Source organism: Metabacillus sp. KH_069, from assembly GCF_057838075.1.
Window position 1 is genome coordinate 4,201,255 of the sequence record NZ_CM174460.1, and the last position, 21,342, is coordinate 4,222,596.

The following is a 21,342-nucleotide window of genomic DNA, read 5'->3' on the forward strand; positions in this document are numbered from 1 at the left end:
TTTTTTCATGAAAAAAATCCCCCTTTTTATGAAGGAGGATTTCATTTCAATTTATTTCGTTCCGAACATGCGGTCTCCGGCATCACCTAGGCCAGGGACAATATATCCATGATCATTTAATTTCTCATCAAGTGCTGCAATGTAAATATCAACATCAGGATGTGCTTCCTTCACAATCTCCACACCTTCTGGAGCTGCGATTAAACACATGAATTTGATATTTTTAGCGCCGCGTTTTTTCACACTGTTGATGGCTTCAACGGCAGATCCGCCAGTTGCAAGCATTGGATCAACGACGATAAATTCGCGCTCTTCCACGTCAGAAGGGAGTTTTACATAATACTCGATCGGCTTTAACGTCTCTGGATCGCGGTATAAACCAACATGTCCTACTTTTGCAGCCGGGATCAATTTAATGATACCGTCAACCATTCCAAGACCAGCTCGGAGAATAGGGACAATCGCAAGCTTTTTGCCAGCCAAAACCTTTGATTTTGCTACTTGCACAGGTGTTTCAACTTCCACTTCTTCAAGCGGCATGTCTCTTGTAATTTCAAACATCATCAGGCTCGCAACTTCATCAACAAGCTCACGAAACTCTTTCGTACCTGTCTTTACATCACGGATATATGTTAGCTTATGCTGAATAAGTGGATGATCAAAAACGTATACTTTGCCCATCGGCTCATCTCCTTTTCTATGACACTTCAATAGATTTTACAGAAAAAGCAGAGCCGTTTCAAGAAGGATGGGAGATTTATTTGCAGGATTTTTATTCTAGGCCGGATAGACAGCAGTTTTTGACGGGATTTAAAAATGATGAGCATCTTTCCAGCCATCTATCAGTGTGATTTTGGCTTTTATCAGTGTAATTTAGAGTTGTATCAGTCTAAATCATGAATTAATCCGTTTAACAGAAAACAGCCCACCCTTCCAACAGGTGAGCTGATTTTTTTAATTCTGGAAGTTTGAAATAGAGGTTCCAGGACCGCTCGATGGAGTCGTGTAAACATGGTTCGCTCCGCTTTCCCAAACAACATTTCCGCTTGCATCCTTTTTAATAAACTTAAATTCAAGATTGCGTCCAGCCGGTACACTGACGTCATAATACCAGCCCGGATACTTCGTGATCACCTGATTATACATCGGTCCCGCTGCCTTCGCTGCATCCCAGTTTCCAAGCTCACTTACATTTCCTACTATATAAATGGACTGGCCAGGACTTGTTGACGCATTGTTCGCAATAAACCGGACAGATGACTGCTTTCCGGATAATACCTCAACAGGACCGTACGTATTGCTGGCAGTCCCGCCTGATGTTGCGACAGACACTTGATAATCTCCTCCTGTTAAAACAGGAACCTGTGCTTTAATTTCTGTATTCGACCATGATAATACGGAGGCATTTACTGTTCCGAACTTAACTGTACCTGCAGTAGCGCCAAAGGATTCTCCGCTGATTGTCATTGTGCTTCCCGGCACTGCCATAACCGGCCCGATTTGCCCAATTGCAGGGGCAGCTGCGGTTCCATTGGAGGAATAGACACCTGCTTCACCCGGTGAAAGGTCAAACGCAGTGACAGCACCGCCGCTTCCAACTGATAAGCTGTTTCCATTCAGAAGGGAAGTCAGCTGATCAGAATAAGTCCCTGCAGGAAGAGCCGTTGAGAGATTTGATATGTTGTAAGCTGCTGTTTTGCTTTTATTTACTGCTACCAATACGGTATCTTTGCCAAATGTTCTTTCATAGATATAGACATCATTATTGATCCATCTCTCTTTTGTTTTACCGTAGCCTAAAGCCTGGTTCGATTTACGCAGAGCTGCAAGCTTGCTGATGATCTGATAAGCCTTCGTTGTTTTATTGAAAGAAGTTTGTTTTTTCCGGTTGTTCGGGTCTCCATTGCCTGTCATATATTGCTCTGTACCATAATAAACGTTTGGAACGCCTCTTGAAGTGAGCATGACAGCTAAAGCAAGATCCGTATTTTTCACATCCGCCCCGTCAAAGTGAAAGCGGTCCATATCGTGATTATCGAGGAAGGTGACCTGATCGGCAGCCTGTTCGTATTTCGCTTCCGACTCAGCAATCATCGAGTTGAAGCCATACCAGTTATCAGAACCGTTTCTTAATACCTGTCTCAATTTTTGGCCAAGCCGGAAGTCAAGCAAGGACATTCCTGTGGAATTGGCGAAGTTATAATAGTTTTGGTCCACTTCATTTTCCCCAAGGAACCATTCTCCGAACGTAAACACCGGCTTATGGCTGTAGATCGTTTCCATGAACGTCTTTTGCCAGCCGAAAGGCATATGCTTCACTGCATCTACCCTGATTCCGTCAATTCCCATATCGAGCCAGAGCTTCACAGAATCTTTTAAGTATTTGTCTACTGTCGGGTTCTGATGATTGAAATCTGCCAGATCATAAAGGTTTCTGTAAATTCCATCTTCAATAGAAGAAAAATTCGTTCCCCCATTATGATGAAATAAGCCTTTCGAATCGTTTGTATAGCCGCCCACAAGGGTTCCATTATCATACAGCTTTCCGTTTTCCATATAAGACGGAGTGTCTTCAGATGCCGGAGAAGTGTGATTTGGCGCAAAATCGATAATAACCTTTATTCCCTTCTGATGTGCTGTATTGATAAGAGTCTGAAACTCTTGCATTGTGCCGTAAAATGGATTTGTCTTTTTAAAATCCCTTGCCCAATACCCGTGATAAGATGTCGTGCCTGCCGCATCATTTAACACAGAGTAGACATTTTCAACAGGCTGGGAAATCCATAAGGCCGTAATCCCCATATCCGTGAAATATCCGTCATTCAATTTATTAATAATCCCCTGCCAGTCACCGCCGCAGTATTTTCTTAAATTCGAGCAGTCTGCGCTGAACAGGCTGCCTGCCGGGTTGTTATTAGTGTTTCCATCACTGAATCGATCCGTCATAATTTGATAGATAACATCGTTCGAATAGTTTACTTTATTATCAGTGGAAGCGTTTGCATAATTGTCCGTAAACGGTCCATACAAACTAAAAATAAGAACAAATGCAACTGTTAAACTCATTGCTTTTTTTAACATACAGCCATCTCTCCCTTGATCATGTTTTCCTGCCGCTTCCTTTAACTGCTTCCTCCTTCCCATAATAAAACCCCGTTATTCATAAAGAATAACGGGGTTGTTGTCCATATCAGGACAATGCATAGCCCTCAGGTTATGTTGCTAGTACGGGTTGTAGTTATCTAAGAATGATATTAAATAGATTCAATCGTTTACACAATATTCTAAATACTCATTTTCCACTTTTTAATAGCATGTATTTTGACCTATTTCCTGCCAAATCCACTTTACACAGATTACCAATTCCATGAAATTCATAGACTTCTATCTATGAAACGTTTAAAATCATCAAAGAGCGTTTATTAAATGAACTAGTTAAAGAGGTGGATATAAACTTGAATTTATGGGAGATTTTTGTTGCTGTTGTATTAGGAACGGTTGAAGGTTTAACGGAATTTGCTCCAGTATCCTCTACTGGACATATGATTATTTTTGATGATTTGCTGTTTCAATCTAAAGAACTTTTTGGGGCACCTGTTGCAAATACGTTTAAGATTGTGATTCAGCTTGGATCGATTCTTGCAGTCGTCATTATTTTCAGAGAGCGTTTTATCAGCTTGCTCGGTCTGAAAAAAGAAACAGCTGAAGAAAAACGGACGAAGTTAAAATTAACACAAGTCATCGTAGGCTTGCTGCCTGCTGCTGTACTTGGACTTTTATTTGAAGATTATATCGATGAACACTTATTTTCTATTCATACGGTTTTAATCGGTTTGGTCATTGGGGCATTCTTAATGTTAGCTGCTGATTTCGTTCAGCGCAAAAGAACCATTACCACAGAAACTGTGGATAAAATCACATATAAACAGGCTCTGCTTGTTGGGCTGATTCAATGTTTAGCGTTATGGCCGGGATTTTCACGTTCTGGATCTACGATTTCCGGAGGCGTTATGCTTGGCATGAATCATAGAACGGCATCTGATTTTACCTTCATTATGGCTGTTCCGATTATGGCCGGGGCAAGCGGACTTTCTCTTCTTAAAAATTGGGAGTACTTCACGATGGACGCACTGCCATTCTTTATTGCAGGATTTATCAGCGCATTCGTTGTTGCTTTAATTTCAATTCGCTTCTTCCTGGCCCTAATTAACAAAATTAAACTTGTGCCATTTGCCATTTACCGCATTATTTTAGCTGCAGTGATTTATTTTGTTTTTCTATAAGAGAAAAGAGCAAAATCCGATTCATCTGGATTTGCTCTTTTTTTTGATCAAAAAAAGGCTGAACAAGTCAGCCCCATCTTATTTATAGTTGCTCATACATAGAAAATTTAGAAGTTAATGCTTCTACTCTGTTCTTCGCTTCTTGTAATTTTGCTTCATCTTCAGGGTTGCTGAGTGCTAGGCCCATGATTGCAGCAATTTCATCCATATCTTCAAGACCGAAGCCTCTGCTTGTTACAGCAGCTGTACCGATGCGGACGCCGCTTGTTACGAATGGACTTTCAGGGTCAAATGGGATCGTGTTTTTGTTCGCTGTAATTCCGATATCATCCAATACTTTTTCTGCCACTTTACCAGTCAGGTTAAGAGAACGCACATCAATTAAAATCAAGTGGTTGTCTGTTCCGTCTGATACAAGTGTTAATCCTTGGTTTTTCAATCCTTCAGCAAGACGGTTTGCATTCGCAATGATGTTAGATGCATATGTCTTGAAGTCGTCTTGAAGAACTTCTCCAAATGAAACAGCTTTTGCAGCGATTACGTGCATAAGAGGTCCGCCTTGGATTCCAGGGAAAATAGACTTATCAATCTTTTTCGCAAATTCTTCTTTGCAAAGAATCATTCCACCGCGAGGTCCGCGCAATGTTTTATGTGTTGTTGTTGTAACAAAATCAGCATAAGGAACAGGATTTTCATGAAGGCCTGCCGCTACAAGTCCAGCGATATGAGCCATGTCTACCATGAAATATGCTCCGACTTCATCCGCAATTTCACGGAATTTCTTGAAATCAATTGCACGAGGATATGCACTTGCGCCTGCAACAATCAGCTTTGGCTTATGTAAACGGGCTTTTTCTAATACATCTTCATAGTTGATGCGGTGTGTATCCTGATCCACGCCATATTCAACGAAATTGTACTGCACGCCGCTGAAGTTAACAGGGCTGCCGTGTGTTAAGTGACCGCCATGAGATAAGTTCATGCCAAGTACTGTATCGCCGTGTTCAAGGATTGTGAAGTATACAGCCATGTTCGCCTGTGCACCTGAGTGAGGCTGCACGTTAACATGCTCTGCACCAAAAATTTCTTTTGCACGGTCTCTTGCGATATTTTCCACAACATCCACGTGCTCACAGCCTCCGTAATAACGGCGGCCAGGGTAGCCTTCCGCATATTTGTTCGTAAGGACTGAGCCTTGCGCTTCCATAACGGCTTCTGTTACAAAGTTTTCGGAAGCAATCAATTCGATTTTCGTGCGCTGACGCTGTAATTCGTCCTGAATTGCTTCAAATACGCTAGTATCCTGCTTGCTTAAATGTTTCATGCTTTAAAATCCCCCTATCCAAATTCACTTGATTTTGCAGACAATTTTCACATTCAATTCAATTTTATTGTACACGTTCATGATCAAGATTGTAATAGATTTCTGTTTATTTTTTATCAAGAACGGTGATATTTTAAAAAAACGCCCTAAAATCACGAATGATAATCAACCTCTATTTTATATCGTTCGTATTTATCACGTACACTTTTTGTTTTCTTCCTTGGCTGCATACACAGCCCTTTCGCCGCCGATCAGTTTCGGACGCGTCTTTGCCATAGTAACATGGGCATGTCCAACCTGCTTCACAGAGCTTCTGACCGGAACTGCTACATGCTTAAGATGCATGCCAATAAAGGTATCGCCTATATCAATACCGCCATCAGCTTTGATGAATTCCACTACAACAGGCTGTTTGAAAGCTGAATAAGCATATGCAGCCATCGCTCCGCCAGCCGCACGGACCGGTGTAACCGTTACTGCTTCAAGATTATAAGAAGCAGCTGTATCACTCTCGACCACAAGGGCTCTGTTCAAATGCTCGCAGCATTGGAAAGCGAGATGCATGCCGGTTCTTTCTTGAAATGCTTTAAATTCCTCAAAAATCATTTCGGCCGCTTCAACCGTACCGGCCGTCCCTATTTTTTCTCCAATCACTTCACTTGTGCTGCAGCCAACCACAAATATGTTCCCCGCGCGAAAAGAAGATTGCTCTTCTAAATCAGCAAGCATAGTGCGAAGCTGACTCTTCCACTCTCCAATCAAGTTCATCTCGCTCACCCTTGGACTTTATTTTCAAAAGCAGTGATTTTACTGACGCGGTTTTCATGTCTGCCGCCTTCAAATTCTGTTGTGAGCCAGATTCTTGCGATTTCACGGGCCAGACCAGGTCCGATCACACGCTCGCCCATTGCAAGCATATTGCTGTTATTGTGCTCTCTTGTTGCTTTTGCACTGAATGTATCATGTACAAGAGCGCAGCGGATCCCTTTTACTTTATTGGCAGAAATGCTCATGCCGATTCCCGTGCCGCAAATCAGAATGCCGCGGTCAAATTCTCCGCTTGCCACTTTTTCTGCTACCGGCAATGCATAATCAGGATAATCGACCGATGTTTCGCACTCACAGCCAAAATCTTCATACTGTATATTCATTTCATCCATCAGCTGCTTGATTTCCTCGCGGAGATTCAGCCCGCCATGGTCAGAAGCAATCGCAATCTTCATTTTGAACCCTCCAGAACGCTTATTTTTCTAACTTCTTAATTAAGAGCTTTATCATCTTTTCCAAATCTTCACGGGTCAATCTGTATATCTCAAGTGAACCGCCGAACGGATCCATGACATCGCGCCGATCCTGTCCATCCTCCATCACAAATTCAGAAAGAGTAAAGGTTTTTTCAATCGCCTGCGGATATCGTTCAAAAATCAGTTCTTTATGGCTTTCAGTCATTGTTAAAATGTACGTTGCCCAGCGGATGTGCTCTTCATTCAAAAGCGCCGACTGGTGATTGCATATGATCCCTTTCTCATCAAGCGCTTGCTTTGCATGAAGAGAAGCATCACCGCCGTCGCTTGCATACACACCTGCAGATTTGACCGACAGGAGATCATTTTCTTTCATATGATTCAATAACGCTTCAGCCATGGGGCTTCTGCATGTATTTCCGGTACAAACAAAAAGGACATTAATCATTCATCTACCTCCTTTGTTTTATTATAATCCAAATAGAGTCCTGAAAGTAGTCATTGCGCTTTATGAGAATGAGAAAAGCGCAAGTAAATGCGCTTTTTTCCAATACTTGCGCAGACGTTCTGGCCGAGGAGCCTGAGGGATTCCGCTCGCGATCGAAGCTCAGAATACTTTTTAAAACTAAGGCTGTTTTCGCATAGATTGTTTTTGATTATAAATGTTGTCCGTTCCTTTCCGCTGCAGGAACTTGCTTTCCGCGGGGAGCGTGGAAGCCTCCTCGGCGAGCCTGCGGGGTCTTCCATTTCGCTCTATTTTCCCGCAGGAGTCAAGTTCCTTCCGCTACAATCCACTATGGTTTTAAACATCTAGTCTAAAAGCAACAATATTTACGAAAAGAGCCAAAACTAAACAAAAAACAGGCCTTAATCGGACCTGTTATCCTCTTCTATATAGGAAAAATCAGTTTCAGGCCAAACCCTAAAAGAATGCTTCCGCCGAGAGCTTCACCGTATGTACCAAGCCAGTTTTGAACTCTTCTGCCAATCAGGAGGCCGATCCATGTCAGCACCATGCTGACTATGCCGAACATCGCGATCGTAAGGAACGTTCTCGCGCCATAAATGCCAAGACTCAAACCGACTGAAAAGCTGTCCAGGCTTACGCTGAGCGCAAAAAAAAGGAGCCCAAAGCCAACCGGTGTAATCATAGGTTCATTGTCTTTTTTAAAGGAAGCGAAAATCATCTGCACTCCAAGAATGATCAGCAGGGCGCCGCCAGCAATCGAGGCGATATTCCCAAACGTACTGGAGAGCACTTTTCCGATCCACATTCCGGCAAGCGGCATCCATATATGAAACAGTCCAATTGTCAGGCCAATATAAAAAATCTGTCTTAACCGGAGTTTGATCAGCCCCATCCCAAGTCCGACTGAAAAAGCATCCATTCCAAGTGCAAATGCCATCATAAATAAGGTAATGAGTTCCCCAATTAATGCCTCTATATTCATTCTAAAGCCTCCTCGGACACGCCTCATTCAAACTTATGCACGTCCGAGTTTGCTTAGAACATCTTCTAAAGCGATCTTATTCCTTCACAATCCGGTGTCCGGCAGCCTTCAGCAGACGGTTCATCACCGCTTGACCGACACCTTTATTTGAAAAGCTTTCGCTGTAAATGCAGTCCACTCCCGCCGCGTCAAATTCACGAAGCACGTCGTAGAGTCCTGCCGCAACTGTCTGCATGTCCTCTCTGCTTCCGCACACGAAAACAGCATCGGCCTGATAGCTGTCTGCATTTTCTTTTGCTGCTAGCACACCTACTTTTTTACCTTCACGTCTTGCAGCATCAATTGTTTTTTGAAAAAAAGACAAAGAGCCTTCTACAATGGTTAAGGGTGCAATAGGCGCATAGTGGGTATATTTCATTCCAGGCGACTTTGGGGTATGCCCTTCTTCTATTAAAGCCTGATCCATCTCCACTTTTCCAATCAGACTTTCCAGCTGTTCCTGCGTTACTCCGCCCGGTCTTAAAATAACCGGAATCCGCTGTGTGCAATCCAGGACAGTTGATTCCACACCAACACCCGTTGCGCCTCCGTCCATAATGCCTGAGATTCTGCCATTTAAATCATCAAATACATGAGCAGCGCGTGTAGGGCTTGGCTTTCCGGAAAGATTCGCACTAGGCGCAGCAATCGGCAAGTTGGCTTCTTTTATTAGCGCAAGTGCTAGCGCGTGATCAGGCATCCTTACAGCTACCGTATCAAGTCCGGCTGTTACACGATCTGACAGACCTGATTTCTTCGGCAAGACAAATGTAATCGGACCCGGCCACAATACATCGATTAACTTTTCCACATAATCAGGTACGTCTGCTGCAATTTCATGCAGCTGTTCTTTTGTCGCTATGTGGACAATCAGTGGATTATCGCTCGGTCTGCCCTTCGCTTCATAAATCTTACCCACAGCAAGATCCGATCTGGCGTTGGCGCCAAGGCCATATACAGTCTCTGTTGGGAACGCAACAACCTCATTCTCTCTTAATTTGGCTGCTGCCTGTGCAATTTGTGGATAACTTAAGGATAAATTCTTCAAATTATCCACAATCCAAACTTTTGTTTCCATTCTTATAACTCTCCTGTCTAACATGTGAATAACTTTGTATTTCCCGACCTTTTCTTCCATTCCTCATGAAAGTATAAAAGATGCCCCCAAATAAAACAAGCTTTATCCACAAAATGTGGATAAAGCTTGTGAATCAGTGGATAACTATGTGGATATATCCACATCAGGAGGTTTTTACCATTACAACCGCATGTTCCTTTTCCAATGATTCTTTAAAATGGGCCGAATGTAATAAATGCTCAGGAATCTCGTTCTGTTCAACTGATTGAAAACCAATGAGTTTAAGAAATTCAATTGAATTTTTTTTATTGGTGACGAGATAGCTGCCGAGAAGCCCCTTTTCTCTCCCTAATGCATGGATGCTTTCAAACAAGGATAGTAGATGAGCCTGATTGATTGCTTCTGAAACGACAAGGGAACGCAGTAAACCGTCTCCATTTACCGGTTCGATTCCAAGGCTGGCAACGATCGTATTTTCATCACTTTCCATTATGACAAAGTAGTCGGCGATCTCTTCTATTCCTTCAGAGCTCAAGCCCGCTTTTTCAATAAATGATTTTATAGCTTGTACATCTTTTTTCTCTGCAATCCGCAATTGATAGTACATTCCATCACCCCGTTTTTCTTTTCTACTACAAATCTATGACGGGGAATGGCTATTATGCACGTATTAGTAGAAAAAAGAAAAGAGCTGGGACGTAACGACCATCTCCTGAATTAAAGATGAACATTGAATAGTGCGAAAACCATTAAAAGAAAGGGTTATTTTCGCATATATTGTTGTTTTTCATGATAAATAATGTCCGTTCCTTTGCGCTCCACTAGAGATTCTTAACATGTAGTCTAATAACAACAAAGTTTCTAATAGAGCCTACAGAAAAAGCAGGAAGGGAATAACTTTGCTTTTCCCGCATGCTTTATTACTGTTATGAAAATAAGTTCGAAAACCAGTCAACTAGAAAGAATTTGACCTCTGCTTCTTCTTTTTCTTCCTCTTCATCTACAATTAGAGCACTAAGTTCGTCAGTTGTTTTTTGAGCTTCTGCACTTTTGTCCTCTTCTTCTAACTCTGCTGCCTGCACTGCCTGTCCGTTAGAAAAATCAAGGAAGCAAAGCGGCGGGAACAGTACACACCACCAGTTGGCACCCTTTCCTTCGCCAAGCGTAATCAAGATTGCCTCATAGTCACCTGCAGGGTAAATGTAGCTGCCGTACATCTTTGTAGGAAAGCTGACATTATCAAAATCAACGCTGAATTCCTGTTCCATGTTCTCTTTCACTAAAACGGACTGTACGATTTTCTCAATCTCAGGAAGTCTTGACTGAATTAATTCACGAGCTGCCTCTATAGAAGTGAGCTTTTCCACCCACACCGTAATCTCTTTGTTTACTTCGTCGCGAATCTTGCGTTTCAAAGCTTGATCCTCATCAGAATCGCTGTTGGCCAAAATGCGGAGACGAATCGCCTCTTTTGGAATCACAACCGGTTCTGAGCCCTGCTGCTGTGCTCCTGCCGTAAGCGGTTCTTTATATACATTCATGATTGCACCAATTAATAATAATAAAATATAGATAAATGCGATATGCTGCTTCTTCATTTCCATCACCATCCCCTTCTAGGAAACAGTATGGACAGGGTTTTAGATTCTTAAACTAGTTTTTTGATTTCTAGTAATCTATTTTTTGTGCGGGTTGCGGGAACTTAATCTGCGACAGTTATGGTTTTCCCCTCTCCCCAGCCAAAATAAAAACGCCTCATCACTGAGACGTTCCATTCACTACAGCAAATACCATGCGATCTTTGCCGTTTATGTCGTATTTTACTTCTGCTTCTGCATGAGGCAGTTTGTCCAGCAGCAGCGTTTTTACATCTTCGCCTTGTCCGGCTCCAACTTCGAATGCAATCAAGGCGCGTTCGTTGATAACAAGCGGAATTTCTGCGGCGAGTCTGCGGTAGAAATCGAGTCCGTCTGTACCGCCTGCAAGTGCACGGATAGGTTCATGGTCCTTCACAACTGGAGACAGCTCCAGAATGTCTGCATCCGGAATATACGGAGGATTCGATACGACAACATCAAGCTTCTTGCCGCTTTCTAAAATCGGAGATAACAAGTCTCCATGCAAAAACTGGACTTCTGCTCCCAGCGTTTTTGCATTCAGCTGAGCAACTTCAAGTGATTCTTGTGCAATATCGACCGCACTCAGCTTGAAGAGCGGATTTTCCAAAGCAAGGGAAATGGCGATGGCACCGCTGCCTGTTCCGATATCCGCTGCTTCCACTGAAGAGTATCCATTAAATAAGTATTTTGCTTTAAGCAAGATTCCTTCAACCAGCTCCTCTGTTTCAGGACGCGGGATGAGGACTTCTTTGTTGACAATAAACGATCGGCCGTAGAATTCTTCTGATCCGATCATGTGCTGAACCGGTATTCCTTCAGCATGACGGTTTACATCTGCTTTAAAGCTTTCCCATACTCCCTCGGGAAGATCGGTTCTAAGGTTAGCCAGCATTTCTGCACGGCTCATATTTAAGTGGTGGCGCAAAAGGAGTTCTCCCGCATTGTGATCCCGTTCTGCTTCTGCCAAAAAAGAAGAAGCCCACTTCAGGGCTTCGTATACCTTAATCATGCTTACTGGTCTGCCTGATCGAGTCTGCTCGATTGATCTTCAACGATAAGAGCATTAACAAACTCATCAAGTTTTCCTTGCAGAATCTGGTCAAGCTTTTGGATCGTCAGGCCAATGCGGTGGTCTGTTACACGGTTTTGCGGAAAGTTGTACGTGCGGATCCGCTCTGATCGGTCACCTGTACCGACAGCAAGCTTTCGGTTTTGATCGTATTCAGCCTGTGCTTCGCGCTGGAATTTATCATAAACACGCGCGCGGAGTACTTTCATGGCTTTTTCTTTGTTTTTAATCTGTGATTTTTCATCCTGGCAGGATACAACGGTTCCTGTCGGCAAATGCGTTAAGCGTACGGCTGACATCGTCGTGTTAACACTCTGTCCGCCTGGTCCGCTTGATGCAAATGTATCGACGCGGATGTCTTTGTCATGAATCTCCACTTCTACTTCTTCTGTTTCAGGCAAGCAGACAACAGTCGCTGTAGATGTATGAATCCTTCCGCCTGATTCGGTTTCAGGCACACGCTGCACGCGGTGTGCACCGTTTTCATATTTCAGCTTTGAGAATGCGCCGCGTCCGTTGATCATGAAAATGATCTCTTTGTAGCCGCCGACTCCTGTTGTGTTTGCTTCCATTACTTCTGTTTTCCAGCCTTGTGCTTCAGCAAAACGGCTGTACATGCGGTAAAGATCGCCTGCAAATAATGCAGCCTCGTCTCCGCCTGCTGCACCGCGAATCTCCATGATTACGTTTTTATCATCGTTCGGGTCTTTTGGAACAAGAAGGATTTTCAAACGTTCAGAGAGCCCTTTTTCCTGAGAAAGAAGCTCAGAAAGCTCTTCTTTCACCATTTCGCGCATTTCTGAGTCAAGCTTGTCATCAAGCATCATTTTTGCGTCATCGATCTGCTCTTTCACAGATTTATATTCACGGTATACTTCAACAGTTTCCTGCAAGTCAGATTGTTCTTTTGAATATTCACGAAGCTTCTTAGAATCGTTGATAATATCAGGATCCATCAGCAGCCCATTTAATTTTTCGTATCGGTCTTCTACTGATTGTAAGCGATCTAACACGTTATTCACCTCAATTTTCGTCCATAACGTTATAATTATAGTATAGGTTAATCAAAGCGTCAAAAGCAAATTGGCCTCGAAAAGCGGAATCAGCCGTTTAGCTCCGATAGACAGATAAGAAATCGACCGAAAAGGCCGGGTTTGCCTTTTTGGGCGATTTTGTTCTGGCAGAGGAGTTGGCTGATGGAGCTGGACAACAAGAAAAGCGGAATCGCCCCGTTTAGCGCAGGCATGACAGATAAGGATCCGGCAGTAAAGGCGCTTTTTGCCTTTGCTGACGGATCCGTTCTGGCCGAGGAGTTGGGCAATGGAGCTGGACACCAAGAAAAGCGGAGCCGACTGTTCAGTCCTGGCAGTCAGATAAGAAATCGACCAGAAAGAAAGGGAATAATAATGAAAATAAGAAAAGTGCATCATGTTGCCGTTATTTGTACTGATTATGACGTGTCGAAGGACTTTTATGTTAATAAGCTCGGATTTGAAGTGATCCATGAATTTTACCGTGCAGAAAGAGATTCTTATAAGCTGGATTTAGCCGTAGGAGATCATACACAAATTGAGCTGTTTTCTTTCCCGTCTCCCCCTGATCGGCCCTCAGCCCCAGAAGCAGCAGGCCTTAGACATCTGGCTTTTTCCATTGAAAATATCCACGCGGCAGTGAGTCATTTAAATGAACTGGGAATTGAAACGGAGCCGATCCGGGTCGATCCTTTTACAAACAGACTCTTCACCTTTTTTAAAGATCCGGATGATTTGCCCCTGGAATTGTATGAGGATCCCGTCGAATCACAAAGTCACAATTCGTAAAATCGGCACTTTCTTTGACGAATCCATTCTTCTTTTGTCTGTATAGAAGGGATGATCCTCCATCTTATCGAACTTGTTGATTAACGTGTTTCGCATTGTTTCGGATCGATCGATTAAGATAGGGGGAAAACAAATGAATACAAGCCAGGTCGCGAAGCTTCTGGGTGTATCGCCAAAAACCGTTCAGCGGTGGGTAAAGCAGCTGAATTTGCAGATGGAACGGAATGAGCTCGGGCATTATTTGTTTACAGATGAAGATATTAATACCTTAAGAGATATTAAAGATCAATTAAATCAGGGAATCCTTTTTCATGAAGTAAGAGTTTCGGAAAAGAAACCTCCAAGAAAAGGGATTGTGAAAACAGAAGCTGCTGAAGCAAACCCCGATTTCGATGAGATTTTACAGAAGATTGCAGCGCTTGATCAAAAAGTGAACAGCAAAGCAGACAGCGTGGTGTCTTACCAGCTTCTCCAGCATCGCAGGGAGATTGAAGAATTAAACGGCCGCATCGCTGACCTGGAAGCTAAGATTGAAAGTCTGGAAAAACAAAAAGACAAGCATCCTACCCCGCATTCACTTGTTTTTGACCATATTCAATCACCCAAAAAGCAAAAGCGCAGAAATCTGATCAGCTCTATCTTCAGTTTCTAGCACAAAAAAACTCGTTTATTCAGAAACGAGTTTTTTATTTTGTGTCCAGGTTTACTTTAATGTCATACCGCGGAATGATATTCTGCATTTTCGACTGAAGCTCTGCTTGCTTCTTTTGTTTTTCATCGTCTGTGAGCTCTTGATCAGAATTGACATCAACCCAGATTGTGTTTCCATTCATCGTGACATTGTCGATTTTAAGAGACTTGTCGTTCCGGACCGCTTCGTGAAGTTTATCCATTTCATCTTCGTTTTGCTCACGGTTTTTTGACAGATTTAAAAAGTTGGGGTTCTGTTCAGTCGACCCGCGTTCGTTTGATACACCTTCACCTGTTTGTTTCAGCTCACTGCCCTTATGCGACTCAGGCTGAATTTCGGATTGCTTGCTCGGATTTGCACACGCTCCCAGGAAAAGCAGTAAAATTAACATCCATAAAACTCTCATTATGAACACCTCCATTTTTTAAGGTGCCCAAATTCTCCATAAAAAAAGCTGCCTGATAAAAATTATCGGCAGCTTTGTTATAGTATCAGAATTTATATATTTTGCGCTTTGATGGCAAGCGGAATCGCCCAACTCCTCGTCCAGAACGGATCCGAAAGTATTGGCAAAAAGCGCCTTTACTGGCGGATCCTTATCTGTCATGCCTGCGCTAAACGGGCGATTCCGCTTTTCTTGAATTATAAGTTCTGAGTTTCCTGCTCACTTTGAAGTGCTTTAGCAGGCTTTTCAGGCACTTCATGATGATGGCGGCATCTTGGCTCGTACGATTCAGATGCACCGACCAGGATGATTGGATCGTTGTACGATGCCGGACTGCCATTGATCAGCCTTTGTGTCCGGCTTGCAGGAGAACCGCAGACAGAGCAGACAGCCTGAAGCTTTGTCACGAGTTCAGCGACAGCCATCAATGCTGGAACCGTGCTGAATGGCTCTCCTCTGAAGTCCTGATCAAGGCCGGCAGCAATGACACGGTATCCCTGGTTGGCAAGCGTTGTGACAACATCCACGATATCCTCATCAAAAAACTGAACCTCATCAACAGCGATGACGTCTGTTTCAGGTGTAATATATTTAAATAGGTCACTTGAAGAGGCAACGGCATGACTGATCATCGCAGTCCCATTATGTGAAACAACCTCTTCATCACTATAGCGATTATCGATGGCAGGCTTGAACACCTTAACTTGCTGTTTGGCAAATTGCGCCCGGCGGACTCTTCTGATCAGCTCTTCAGATTTCCCCGAGAACATGCTTCCGCAGATGACCTCAAGCCATCCGCTTTGTTTCATAACATACATGAAAACGGCCTCTCCCTTCTTAATTAACCCTTGTTTCTATGGTTGAGCGCCCTTTATGACGTCAGATTTCTATTATAAAAATAAACCTTGCCGGTTTATCAGGATTCAAGTAATCCATATGTAAAAGTGCTGATTCCACTCTTATTATGGCTGTTTTCCGTAAGAATTCACGGGAAATGGCGTAAAAAAACAGGCAAGACAGAAATCTTGCCTGTTTCCTTCAATCTATGATTATTTAAGACCGTATTTTTTGTTGAAGCGATCAACACGACCGTCAGCAGAAGCGAATTTTTGACGTCCTGTGTAGAATGGATGGCACTCAGAACAAACCTCGATGCGCACCTCGTCTTTTACAGAACCAGTTTCAAATTCATTTCCACAAGCACATTTAACCGTAACTTTTTTGTAGTTAGGATGTATAGCTGCTTTCATTCCGTTTCATCTCCTTCCGCCCTGAATCGTTTGTCGAAACAGAGTTATCAATTCCAGAAGATTGTCTTCCGGAAAAGCACATAAAAAAATTATAACAAGCTTCCAATTTATTTGCAACTAGTTCGGAATAAAATTTACAATCGTTTTCCCGAAACGCCTGCCGCTTTCCATTCAACATCTAAAATGCTGAAGAATTCTTCATTGGATTTTGAATTACGCAATTTTTTAAGGAATTTTTCAGCAAAATCAGGTGAATCTGACATTGATTTGCGGATCGCCCAAAGCTTTTCAAGATGATCTCTAGGGATAAGCAGTTCTTCTTTACGCGTTCCAGAACGGCGGATATCGATTGCCGGGAAGATGCGTTTTTCAGCAAGTGAACGGTCAAGGTGAAGCTCCATGTTGCCCGTTCCTTTGAACTCCTCATAGATGACATCATCCATGCGTGAACCTGTATCTACCAAAGCAGTTGCAAGAATCGTCAAGCTGCCGCCTTCTTCAATGTTTCTTGCCGCGCCGAAAAATCGCTTCGGACGATGAAACGCTGCAGGATCAATACCGCCGGACAGTGTACGTCCGCTTGGCGGAATCACAAGGTTATAAGCACGGGCAAGACGCGTAATGCTGTCCATGAGGATAATAACGTCTTTCTTGTGCTCAACAAGCCGCATCGCACGCTCAAGAACAAGCTCTGCAACTTTGATATGGTTTTCAGGAACTTCATCAAATGTTGAACTCACAACATCGCCTGCTACAGAACGCTCGATATCCGTTACTTCCTCAGGACGCTCGTCAATCAGAAGAACAATCAGTTCCGCTTCAGGATGATTCGTTGTCACACTGTTGGCGATTTCTTTTAAAAGCATCGTTTTCCCCGCTTTAGGCGGTGCCACGATAAGTCCGCGCTGACCGAATCCAACAGGAGCAATCACGTCCATGATGCGAGTGGAAAGATCGTTTGGTTTTGTTTCAAGGATAATTTGTCTATTCGGATAAAGCGGTGTCAATGCCGGGAAATGAACACGCTCTTTAGCAGATTCAGGGTCATCCCCATTGACTGCCTCAACGTGCAGCAATCCGTAATAGCGTTCGTTTTCCTTTGGCGGACGTACTTTACCGGAAACCTTGTCCCCATTTCTTAAATCAAAACGGCGGATTTGCGAAGCTGAAATATAAATATCTTCAGAACTTGGTGAGTAGTTGATAGGTCTTAGGAACCCAAATCCCTCAGATTGGATAATTTCAAGAACGCCTTCCATGAACAATAAGTCCTCTTGTTCAGCGTTTGCTTTTAAAATGGCAAAGATCAATTCTTTTTTTGTCAGTTTACTGTAATATGAAATTTTATAATGACGCGCAAGTTCATATAACTCTTTTAATTTCATATGTTCGAGATTGGAAATTGAAACCTCGCTCATGTCAACACCACACTTTATAAATTATAAAAAACGTTGTTCTTCCATCTATATTCGTGAAAAAACTAGAAAATGGATCAGATATAGAGAAGAAATAGAAGATAGGCTTGAAGTAGGAAAAGCAGTGTGAAAGATAATCTTTCATTTACGCAGCACTCTTTAGTTTTACCTTATTTAATGAATTTAATCAATATATTTCACATTTTGAAATGATATTGAAATAAAGATGGAAAAGCGGAAACAGCTTAATTATTCTACAAAAAAGAAGCGAGCAGCCGGAGCCGCTCTGCTTTTTTCTTTATTGGTATTTATTTCATTACAAGATTAGGTTTTTTGCTTAAGCTGTGTGTGCCGTCGATGAAACGCACAGTTCCTGATTTAGCACGCATAACAAGGGATTGAGTTGTTCCGATAGAGGCTTTGAACTGGACGCCTTTAAGGAGTTCCCCGTCTGTTACACCTGTTGCTGCGAAGATGGCGTCTTCGCCTTTCACTAAGTCTTCCATGCGGAGTACCTTGTTGACGTCGAGGCCCATCTTCTCGCATCTTTCGCGTTCTTCATCATTTTGAGGAAGGAGTTTGCCCTGAATCTCTCCTCCAAGGCATTTTAGCGCTACAGCAGCGAGAACGCCTTCAGGTGCACCGCCTGATCCAAAAAGGATATCGACACCTGTATGGTCAAATGCTGTATTGATCGCACCAGCAACATCACCATCATTGATCAGCTTAATGCGTGCGCCCGCCTCGCGAAGCTCTTTAATAATATGCTCGTGTCTTTCGCGATTTAGAATGGTTGCCACGACATCTTCAATGTTTTTGTTCTTGGCTTTTGCTACCGCCTTTAAGTTATCGATGATAGGCGCGTTAATATCAATGCAGCCTACTGCTTCTGGACCAACCGCAATTTTATCCATGTACATATCCGGTGCATTCAGAAGATTGCCGTGATCTGCAATGGCAATGACAGCAAGTGCATTCCATCCTCCTGATGCGACGATGTTTGTGCCTTCAAGGGGATCAACAGCGACGTCTACACGCTGGCCATAGCCTGTCCCAAGCTTTTCGCCGATGTAGAGCATTGGCGCTTCGTCCATCTCGCCTTCTCCGATTACGACTGTACCTTTCATCGGAATGGTATCAAACACGTCTCTCATTGCCGATGTTGCTGCATCATCCGCTTCATCCTTTTTGCCTCTTCCCATCCAGCGTGCAGAAGCAAGTGCTGCTGCCTCCGTTACGCGAACTAGTTCCATCGATAAACTTCTTTCCATTGTTCGTTCCTCCCCATGTATCCCCTGTTGTGATTTTTATTTATATATTATGAGCTTTGAAGCTGTTCAATTTCCTGCTCTGTCAGCTTTTCACGCCAGATTGTTGCTCCGAGGCTTGTCAGCTTTTCTTCAAGCTGGCTGTAGCCGCGGTCGATGTGCTCAAGTCCTGTTACCTCTGTTACTCCTTCTGCAATCAAACCGGCTGCCACCAATGCGGCTCCTGCACGAAGATCGCTCGCCTTTACTTTGGCGCCCTGAAGCTTTGTAGGGCCTGACACAATTGCCGATCTGCCTTCCACCTTAATCTTTGCACCCATGCGGCGCAATTCATCAATATGCTTAAAGCGCGCTGAATAAATGGTATCTGTTACAACGCTTGTCCCTGTGGACTTTGTCAGCAAGGACGTGAACGGCTGCTGCAGATCTGTCGGAAAACCTGGATAAACAAGCGTTTTGATATCGACTGCTTTTAGTTCCTTCTGACCGCCGACAATCCAGATCTGATCATTATTTGTTTCAACGCGGATGCCCATCTCTCTGAATTTCGCAATGAGAGATTCAAGATGAAGCGGAATCACATTATCGATCAGCACTTCCTGACCCATTGCTGCCCCGATAATCATATACGTTCCTGCTTCAATTCTGTCCGGAATGATTGAGTGTCTGCAGCCATGAAGACTTTCAACACCATCAATACGGATAACATCTGTTCCAGCACCTTTGATTCTTGCACCCATGCTAGATAAAAGCGTAGCAACATCAATGATTTCCGGCTCTTTCGCCGCATTCTCAATAATCGTCTGTCCTTTAGCAAGCACAGCAGCAAGCATAATATTAATGGTTGCCCCTACACTTACAACGTCCAGATAGATTCGCGCACCCCTTAATTCCTCAGCGCGCAAATAGATGGCACCCTGTTCGTTTGTTACTTGTGCTCCTAATGCTTCGAATCCTTTAATATGCTGATCAATCGGACGCGGACCCAAATGGCATCCTCCAGGCAAGCCGATGACTGCCTTTTTAAAACGTCCAAGCATGGCACCCATCAGATAATAGGAAGCACGCAGCTTTTTGACTTTGCCGCTTGGAAGAGGCATGGAGATCATCTCTGCCGGATTCACATACATTTCATTATCCTTAAATTCAGCGGTCCCTCCAATTTCTTCGAGAAGCCCTTTTAAAATATGTACATCTGAAATATCGGGTAAACCTTCAATCGTCACGGGTGATTGAGCGAGGATTGTTGCCGGTATTAACGCAACCGCGCTGTTTTTGGCACCGCTTATATTAACCGTTCCTTTTAAGGGATATCCGCCTGCTATTTTTAACTTTTCCATGATAGTCTCCTTTCTCAGAGAAGTTGACTTTTTGATGGTGCTAAAAGCCATCGTGTTATGAGATTAAAATGGTGGTTCTTAATTTAAAAAGAACTAGCCTGCACGACCAGAAAATGAATGAGAAACAGGAAAAGATCTCTTTTCAACAAATATTTTCCATTAATGCGGCAAAGAATACAAGTTCAAGTTTTTTTTCTTTTATTCATTATGACATATGAAATTTTTTTAGATACCCATTAATTTAATGAAGAGGTCATTTGGCAGGGGCAAATCATAAGCGAATGGAAGGTTCTTAATTTAAGAGACAAATGGCAAGCGCTATGCTTGCCATTCATTTAATCTATAGTCATTGCAATCTTATTGTTTACGATTATTCCAGTCTGCTAAAAACTTTTCGATTCCTTGGTCTGTTAAAGGATGCTTGCAAAGCTGATTAATGACATTGAATGGAATTGTGGCAATATGTGCACCGTGAAGAGCTGCTTCTGTCACGTGCATTGGATGTCTGATGGATGCTGCAATGATTTGAGATTCAATTCCATGAATATCAAACATTTGCGCAATTGTAGAAATCAGCTCCATGCCATTTTGTCCGATGTCATCTAAGCGGCCTACAAATGGTGAAACATATGTAGCACCTGCTCTAGCAGCAAGCAATGCCTGATTTGCATTAAAAATCAGGGTAACATTCGTTTTAATGCCAAGATCTGTTAATGCTTTCACAGCCTTTAAGCCGTCTGGCGTCATTGGAACTTTTACTGTGATATTGGGTGCGATCTCAGCAAGCTCCTTGCCCTCTTCAATCATTTCCTCTGCCTTCAAGGAAATAACTTCCGCACTGACGGAACCTTGGACGATAGCTGTAATCTCTCTTAGGCGATCATGAAAGGATACATTTTCTTTTGCTACTAAACTCGGATTGGTTGTAACACCTGATAAAATCCCGAGAGACTGTGCTTCTTTTATTTCTTCGACATTTGCCGTATCAATGAAAAATAACATTCTG

Annotated in this window: 22 protein-coding genes; 3 read left to right on the forward strand and 19 right to left on the reverse strand. The window is 43.1% G+C overall.

The features are described from left to right. Positions 1-51: 51 nt before the first annotated feature. Both upp and AC3ISE_RS21125 read right to left on the reverse strand, forming a co-directional pair. On the reverse strand, positions 52-681 hold the full coding sequence (upp, locus tag AC3ISE_RS21120; RefSeq protein ID WP_070877078.1) for a uracil phosphoribosyltransferase: 630 nt from the start codon (positions 679-681) through the stop codon (positions 52-54). Positions 682-954: 273 nt separating this feature from the next. After that, complete coding sequence (locus tag AC3ISE_RS21125) at positions 955-3,081, reverse strand: alpha-amylase family glycosyl hydrolase (protein WP_489222495.1); 2,127 nt, start codon at positions 3,079-3,081, stop codon at positions 955-957. A 374-nt stretch (positions 3,082-3,455) separates the two neighbouring features. Here AC3ISE_RS21125 and AC3ISE_RS21130 point away from each other — a divergent pair, with 374 nt between their 5' ends. Continuing rightward, a complete protein-coding gene (locus AC3ISE_RS21130; RefSeq protein WP_070877077.1) occupies positions 3,456-4,283 on the forward strand; it encodes an undecaprenyl-diphosphate phosphatase in 828 nt (275 codons plus the stop codon). An 82-nt stretch (positions 4,284-4,365) separates the two neighbouring features. Here the strand turns inward: AC3ISE_RS21130 and glyA are convergent, their stop codons facing one another. The 10 genes from glyA to prfA all read right to left on the reverse strand — a co-directional run bounded on the left by glyA (position 4,366) and on the right by prfA (position 13,120). Then, a complete protein-coding gene (glyA, locus tag AC3ISE_RS21135; RefSeq protein ID WP_489222496.1) occupies positions 4,366-5,607 on the reverse strand; it encodes a serine hydroxymethyltransferase in 1,242 nt (413 codons plus the stop codon). Between the two features lie 195 nt (positions 5,608-5,802). Continuing rightward, entirely contained in the window at positions 5,803-6,375 is a 573-nt protein-coding gene (locus AC3ISE_RS21140; protein ID WP_489222497.1) for a TIGR01440 family protein, read from the reverse strand. A gap of 5 nt (positions 6,376-6,380) precedes the next feature. Continuing rightward, positions 6,381-6,830 carry a ribose 5-phosphate isomerase B gene (rpiB, locus tag AC3ISE_RS21145; protein ID WP_430006330.1) on the reverse strand — a complete coding sequence of 150 codons (450 nt, stop codon included), beginning with the start codon at positions 6,828-6,830 and terminating at the stop codon, positions 6,381-6,383. A 19-nt stretch (positions 6,831-6,849) separates the two neighbouring features. Continuing rightward, positions 6,850-7,299 (reverse strand): low molecular weight protein arginine phosphatase, encoded by a 450-nt coding sequence (locus tag AC3ISE_RS21150; protein WP_489222498.1) that lies wholly within the window; start codon positions 7,297-7,299, stop codon positions 6,850-6,852. Between the two features lie 442 nt (positions 7,300-7,741). Then, positions 7,742-8,302: a manganese efflux pump MntP gene (locus AC3ISE_RS21155; RefSeq protein WP_489222499.1), complete on the reverse strand. Its 561-nt coding sequence runs from the start codon at positions 8,300-8,302 to the stop codon at positions 7,742-7,744. A gap of 76 nt (positions 8,303-8,378) precedes the next feature. Further along, complete coding sequence (locus tag AC3ISE_RS21160; RefSeq protein ID WP_489222500.1) at positions 8,379-9,419, reverse strand: L-threonylcarbamoyladenylate synthase; 1,041 nt, start codon at positions 9,417-9,419, stop codon at positions 8,379-8,381. Between the two features lie 163 nt (positions 9,420-9,582). Beyond that, on the reverse strand, positions 9,583-10,026 hold the full coding sequence (locus tag AC3ISE_RS21165; RefSeq protein ID WP_154318425.1) for a hypothetical protein: 444 nt from the start codon (positions 10,024-10,026) through the stop codon (positions 9,583-9,585). Positions 10,027-10,345: 319 nt separating this feature from the next. Next, a complete protein-coding gene (spoIIR, locus tag AC3ISE_RS21170; RefSeq protein WP_489224401.1) occupies positions 10,346-11,017 on the reverse strand; it encodes a stage II sporulation protein R in 672 nt (223 codons plus the stop codon). 160 nt (positions 11,018-11,177) lie between these two features. Continuing rightward, positions 11,178-12,044 (reverse strand): peptide chain release factor N(5)-glutamine methyltransferase, encoded by an 867-nt coding sequence (gene prmC, locus AC3ISE_RS21175; protein ID WP_489224402.1) that lies wholly within the window; start codon positions 12,042-12,044, stop codon positions 11,178-11,180. Positions 12,045-12,049: 5 nt separating this feature from the next. Then, positions 12,050-13,120 carry a peptide chain release factor 1 gene (gene prfA, locus AC3ISE_RS21180; RefSeq protein WP_070877069.1) on the reverse strand — a complete coding sequence of 357 codons (1,071 nt, stop codon included), beginning with the start codon at positions 13,118-13,120 and terminating at the stop codon, positions 12,050-12,052. A gap of 393 nt (positions 13,121-13,513) precedes the next feature. Between prfA and gloA2 the strand changes: the two genes are divergently transcribed. Beyond that, on the forward strand, positions 13,514-13,927 hold the full coding sequence (gloA2, locus tag AC3ISE_RS21185; protein ID WP_489224403.1) for an SMU1112c/YaeR family gloxylase I-like metalloprotein: 414 nt from the start codon (positions 13,514-13,516) through the stop codon (positions 13,925-13,927). 133 nt (positions 13,928-14,060) lie between these two features. Next, a complete protein-coding gene (locus AC3ISE_RS21190; protein WP_489222501.1) occupies positions 14,061-14,579 on the forward strand; it encodes a MerR family transcriptional regulator in 519 nt (172 codons plus the stop codon). A 34-nt stretch (positions 14,580-14,613) separates the two neighbouring features. On the opposite strand, the gene AC3ISE_RS21195 is transcribed toward AC3ISE_RS21190, so the two are convergent. From AC3ISE_RS21195 to fsa, 7 genes are all read right to left on the reverse strand, one after another. Next, positions 14,614-15,024, reverse strand: a complete 411-nt coding sequence (locus tag AC3ISE_RS21195; protein ID WP_489222502.1) for a hypothetical protein — start codon at positions 15,022-15,024, stop codon at positions 14,614-14,616. Positions 15,025-15,260: 236 nt separating this feature from the next. After that, complete coding sequence (locus AC3ISE_RS21200) at positions 15,261-15,881, reverse strand: thymidine kinase (protein WP_489222503.1); 621 nt, start codon at positions 15,879-15,881, stop codon at positions 15,261-15,263. A gap of 231 nt (positions 15,882-16,112) precedes the next feature. Further along, positions 16,113-16,313 carry a 50S ribosomal protein L31 gene (rpmE, locus tag AC3ISE_RS21205; protein ID WP_070877999.1) on the reverse strand — a complete coding sequence of 67 codons (201 nt, stop codon included), beginning with the start codon at positions 16,311-16,313 and terminating at the stop codon, positions 16,113-16,115. 134 nt (positions 16,314-16,447) lie between these two features. After that, a complete protein-coding gene (gene rho / locus AC3ISE_RS21210; protein WP_070877997.1) occupies positions 16,448-17,731 on the reverse strand; it encodes a transcription termination factor Rho in 1,284 nt (427 codons plus the stop codon). A 305-nt stretch (positions 17,732-18,036) separates the two neighbouring features. Beyond that, positions 18,037-18,999 carry a class II fructose-bisphosphatase gene (gene glpX / locus AC3ISE_RS21215; protein WP_070877995.1) on the reverse strand — a complete coding sequence of 321 codons (963 nt, stop codon included), beginning with the start codon at positions 18,997-18,999 and terminating at the stop codon, positions 18,037-18,039. Between the two features lie 47 nt (positions 19,000-19,046). Continuing rightward, a complete protein-coding gene (gene murA / locus AC3ISE_RS21220; protein ID WP_070877993.1) occupies positions 19,047-20,336 on the reverse strand; it encodes a UDP-N-acetylglucosamine 1-carboxyvinyltransferase in 1,290 nt (429 codons plus the stop codon). A 357-nt stretch (positions 20,337-20,693) separates the two neighbouring features. Then, entirely contained in the window at positions 20,694-21,338 is a 645-nt protein-coding gene (gene fsa, locus AC3ISE_RS21225) for a fructose-6-phosphate aldolase (protein WP_489222504.1), read from the reverse strand. Positions 21,339-21,342 lie beyond the last annotated feature (4 nt).

What these genes read in the sequence shown, in the direction of transcription:
- upp (WP_070877078.1), bottom strand. Translation starts at nt 681, where the DNA reads ATGGGCAAAGTATACGTTTTTGATCATCCACTTATTCAGCATAAGCTA.
- AC3ISE_RS21125 (WP_489222495.1), bottom strand. Translation starts at nt 3,081, where the DNA reads ATGTTAAAAAAAGCAATGAGTTTAACAGTTGCATTTGTTCTTATTTTT.
- glyA (WP_489222496.1), bottom strand. Translation starts at nt 5,607, where the DNA reads ATGAAACATTTAAGCAAGCAGGATACTAGCGTATTTGAAGCAATTCAG.
- AC3ISE_RS21140 (WP_489222497.1), bottom strand. Translation starts at nt 6,375, where the DNA reads ATGAACTTGATTGGAGAGTGGAAGAGTCAGCTTCGCACTATGCTTGCT.
- rpiB (WP_430006330.1), bottom strand. Translation starts at nt 6,830, where the DNA reads ATGAAGATTGCGATTGCTTCTGACCATGGCGGGCTGAATCTCCGCGAG.
- AC3ISE_RS21150 (WP_489222498.1), bottom strand. Translation starts at nt 7,299, where the DNA reads ATGATTAATGTCCTTTTTGTTTGTACCGGAAATACATGCAGAAGCCCC.
- AC3ISE_RS21155 (WP_489222499.1), bottom strand. Translation starts at nt 8,302, where the DNA reads ATGAATATAGAGGCATTAATTGGGGAACTCATTACCTTATTTATGATG.
- AC3ISE_RS21160 (WP_489222500.1), bottom strand. Translation starts at nt 9,419, where the DNA reads ATGGAAACAAAAGTTTGGATTGTGGATAATTTGAAGAATTTATCCTTA.
- AC3ISE_RS21165 (WP_154318425.1), bottom strand. Translation starts at nt 10,026, where the DNA reads ATGTACTATCAATTGCGGATTGCAGAGAAAAAAGATGTACAAGCTATA.
- spoIIR (WP_489224401.1), bottom strand. Translation starts at nt 11,017, where the DNA reads ATGAAGAAGCAGCATATCGCATTTATCTATATTTTATTATTATTAATT.
- gloA2 (WP_489224403.1), top strand. Translation starts at nt 13,514, where the DNA reads ATGAAAATAAGAAAAGTGCATCATGTTGCCGTTATTTGTACTGATTAT.
- AC3ISE_RS21190 (WP_489222501.1), top strand. Translation starts at nt 14,061, where the DNA reads ATGAATACAAGCCAGGTCGCGAAGCTTCTGGGTGTATCGCCAAAAACC.
- AC3ISE_RS21195 (WP_489222502.1), bottom strand. Translation starts at nt 15,024, where the DNA reads ATGAGAGTTTTATGGATGTTAATTTTACTGCTTTTCCTGGGAGCGTGT.
- AC3ISE_RS21200 (WP_489222503.1), bottom strand. Translation starts at nt 15,881, where the DNA reads ATGTATGTTATGAAACAAAGCGGATGGCTTGAGGTCATCTGCGGAAGC.
- rpmE (WP_070877999.1), bottom strand. Translation starts at nt 16,313, where the DNA reads ATGAAAGCAGCTATACATCCTAACTACAAAAAAGTTACGGTTAAATGT.
- rho (WP_070877997.1), bottom strand. Translation starts at nt 17,731, where the DNA reads ATGAGCGAGGTTTCAATTTCCAATCTCGAACATATGAAATTAAAAGAG.
- glpX (WP_070877995.1), bottom strand. Translation starts at nt 18,999, where the DNA reads ATGGAAAGAAGTTTATCGATGGAACTAGTTCGCGTAACGGAGGCAGCA.
- murA (WP_070877993.1), bottom strand. Translation starts at nt 20,336, where the DNA reads ATGGAAAAGTTAAAAATAGCAGGCGGATATCCCTTAAAAGGAACGGTT.
- fsa (WP_489222504.1), bottom strand. Translation starts at nt 21,338, where the DNA reads ATGTTATTTTTCATTGATACGGCAAATGTCGAAGAAATAAAAGAAGCA.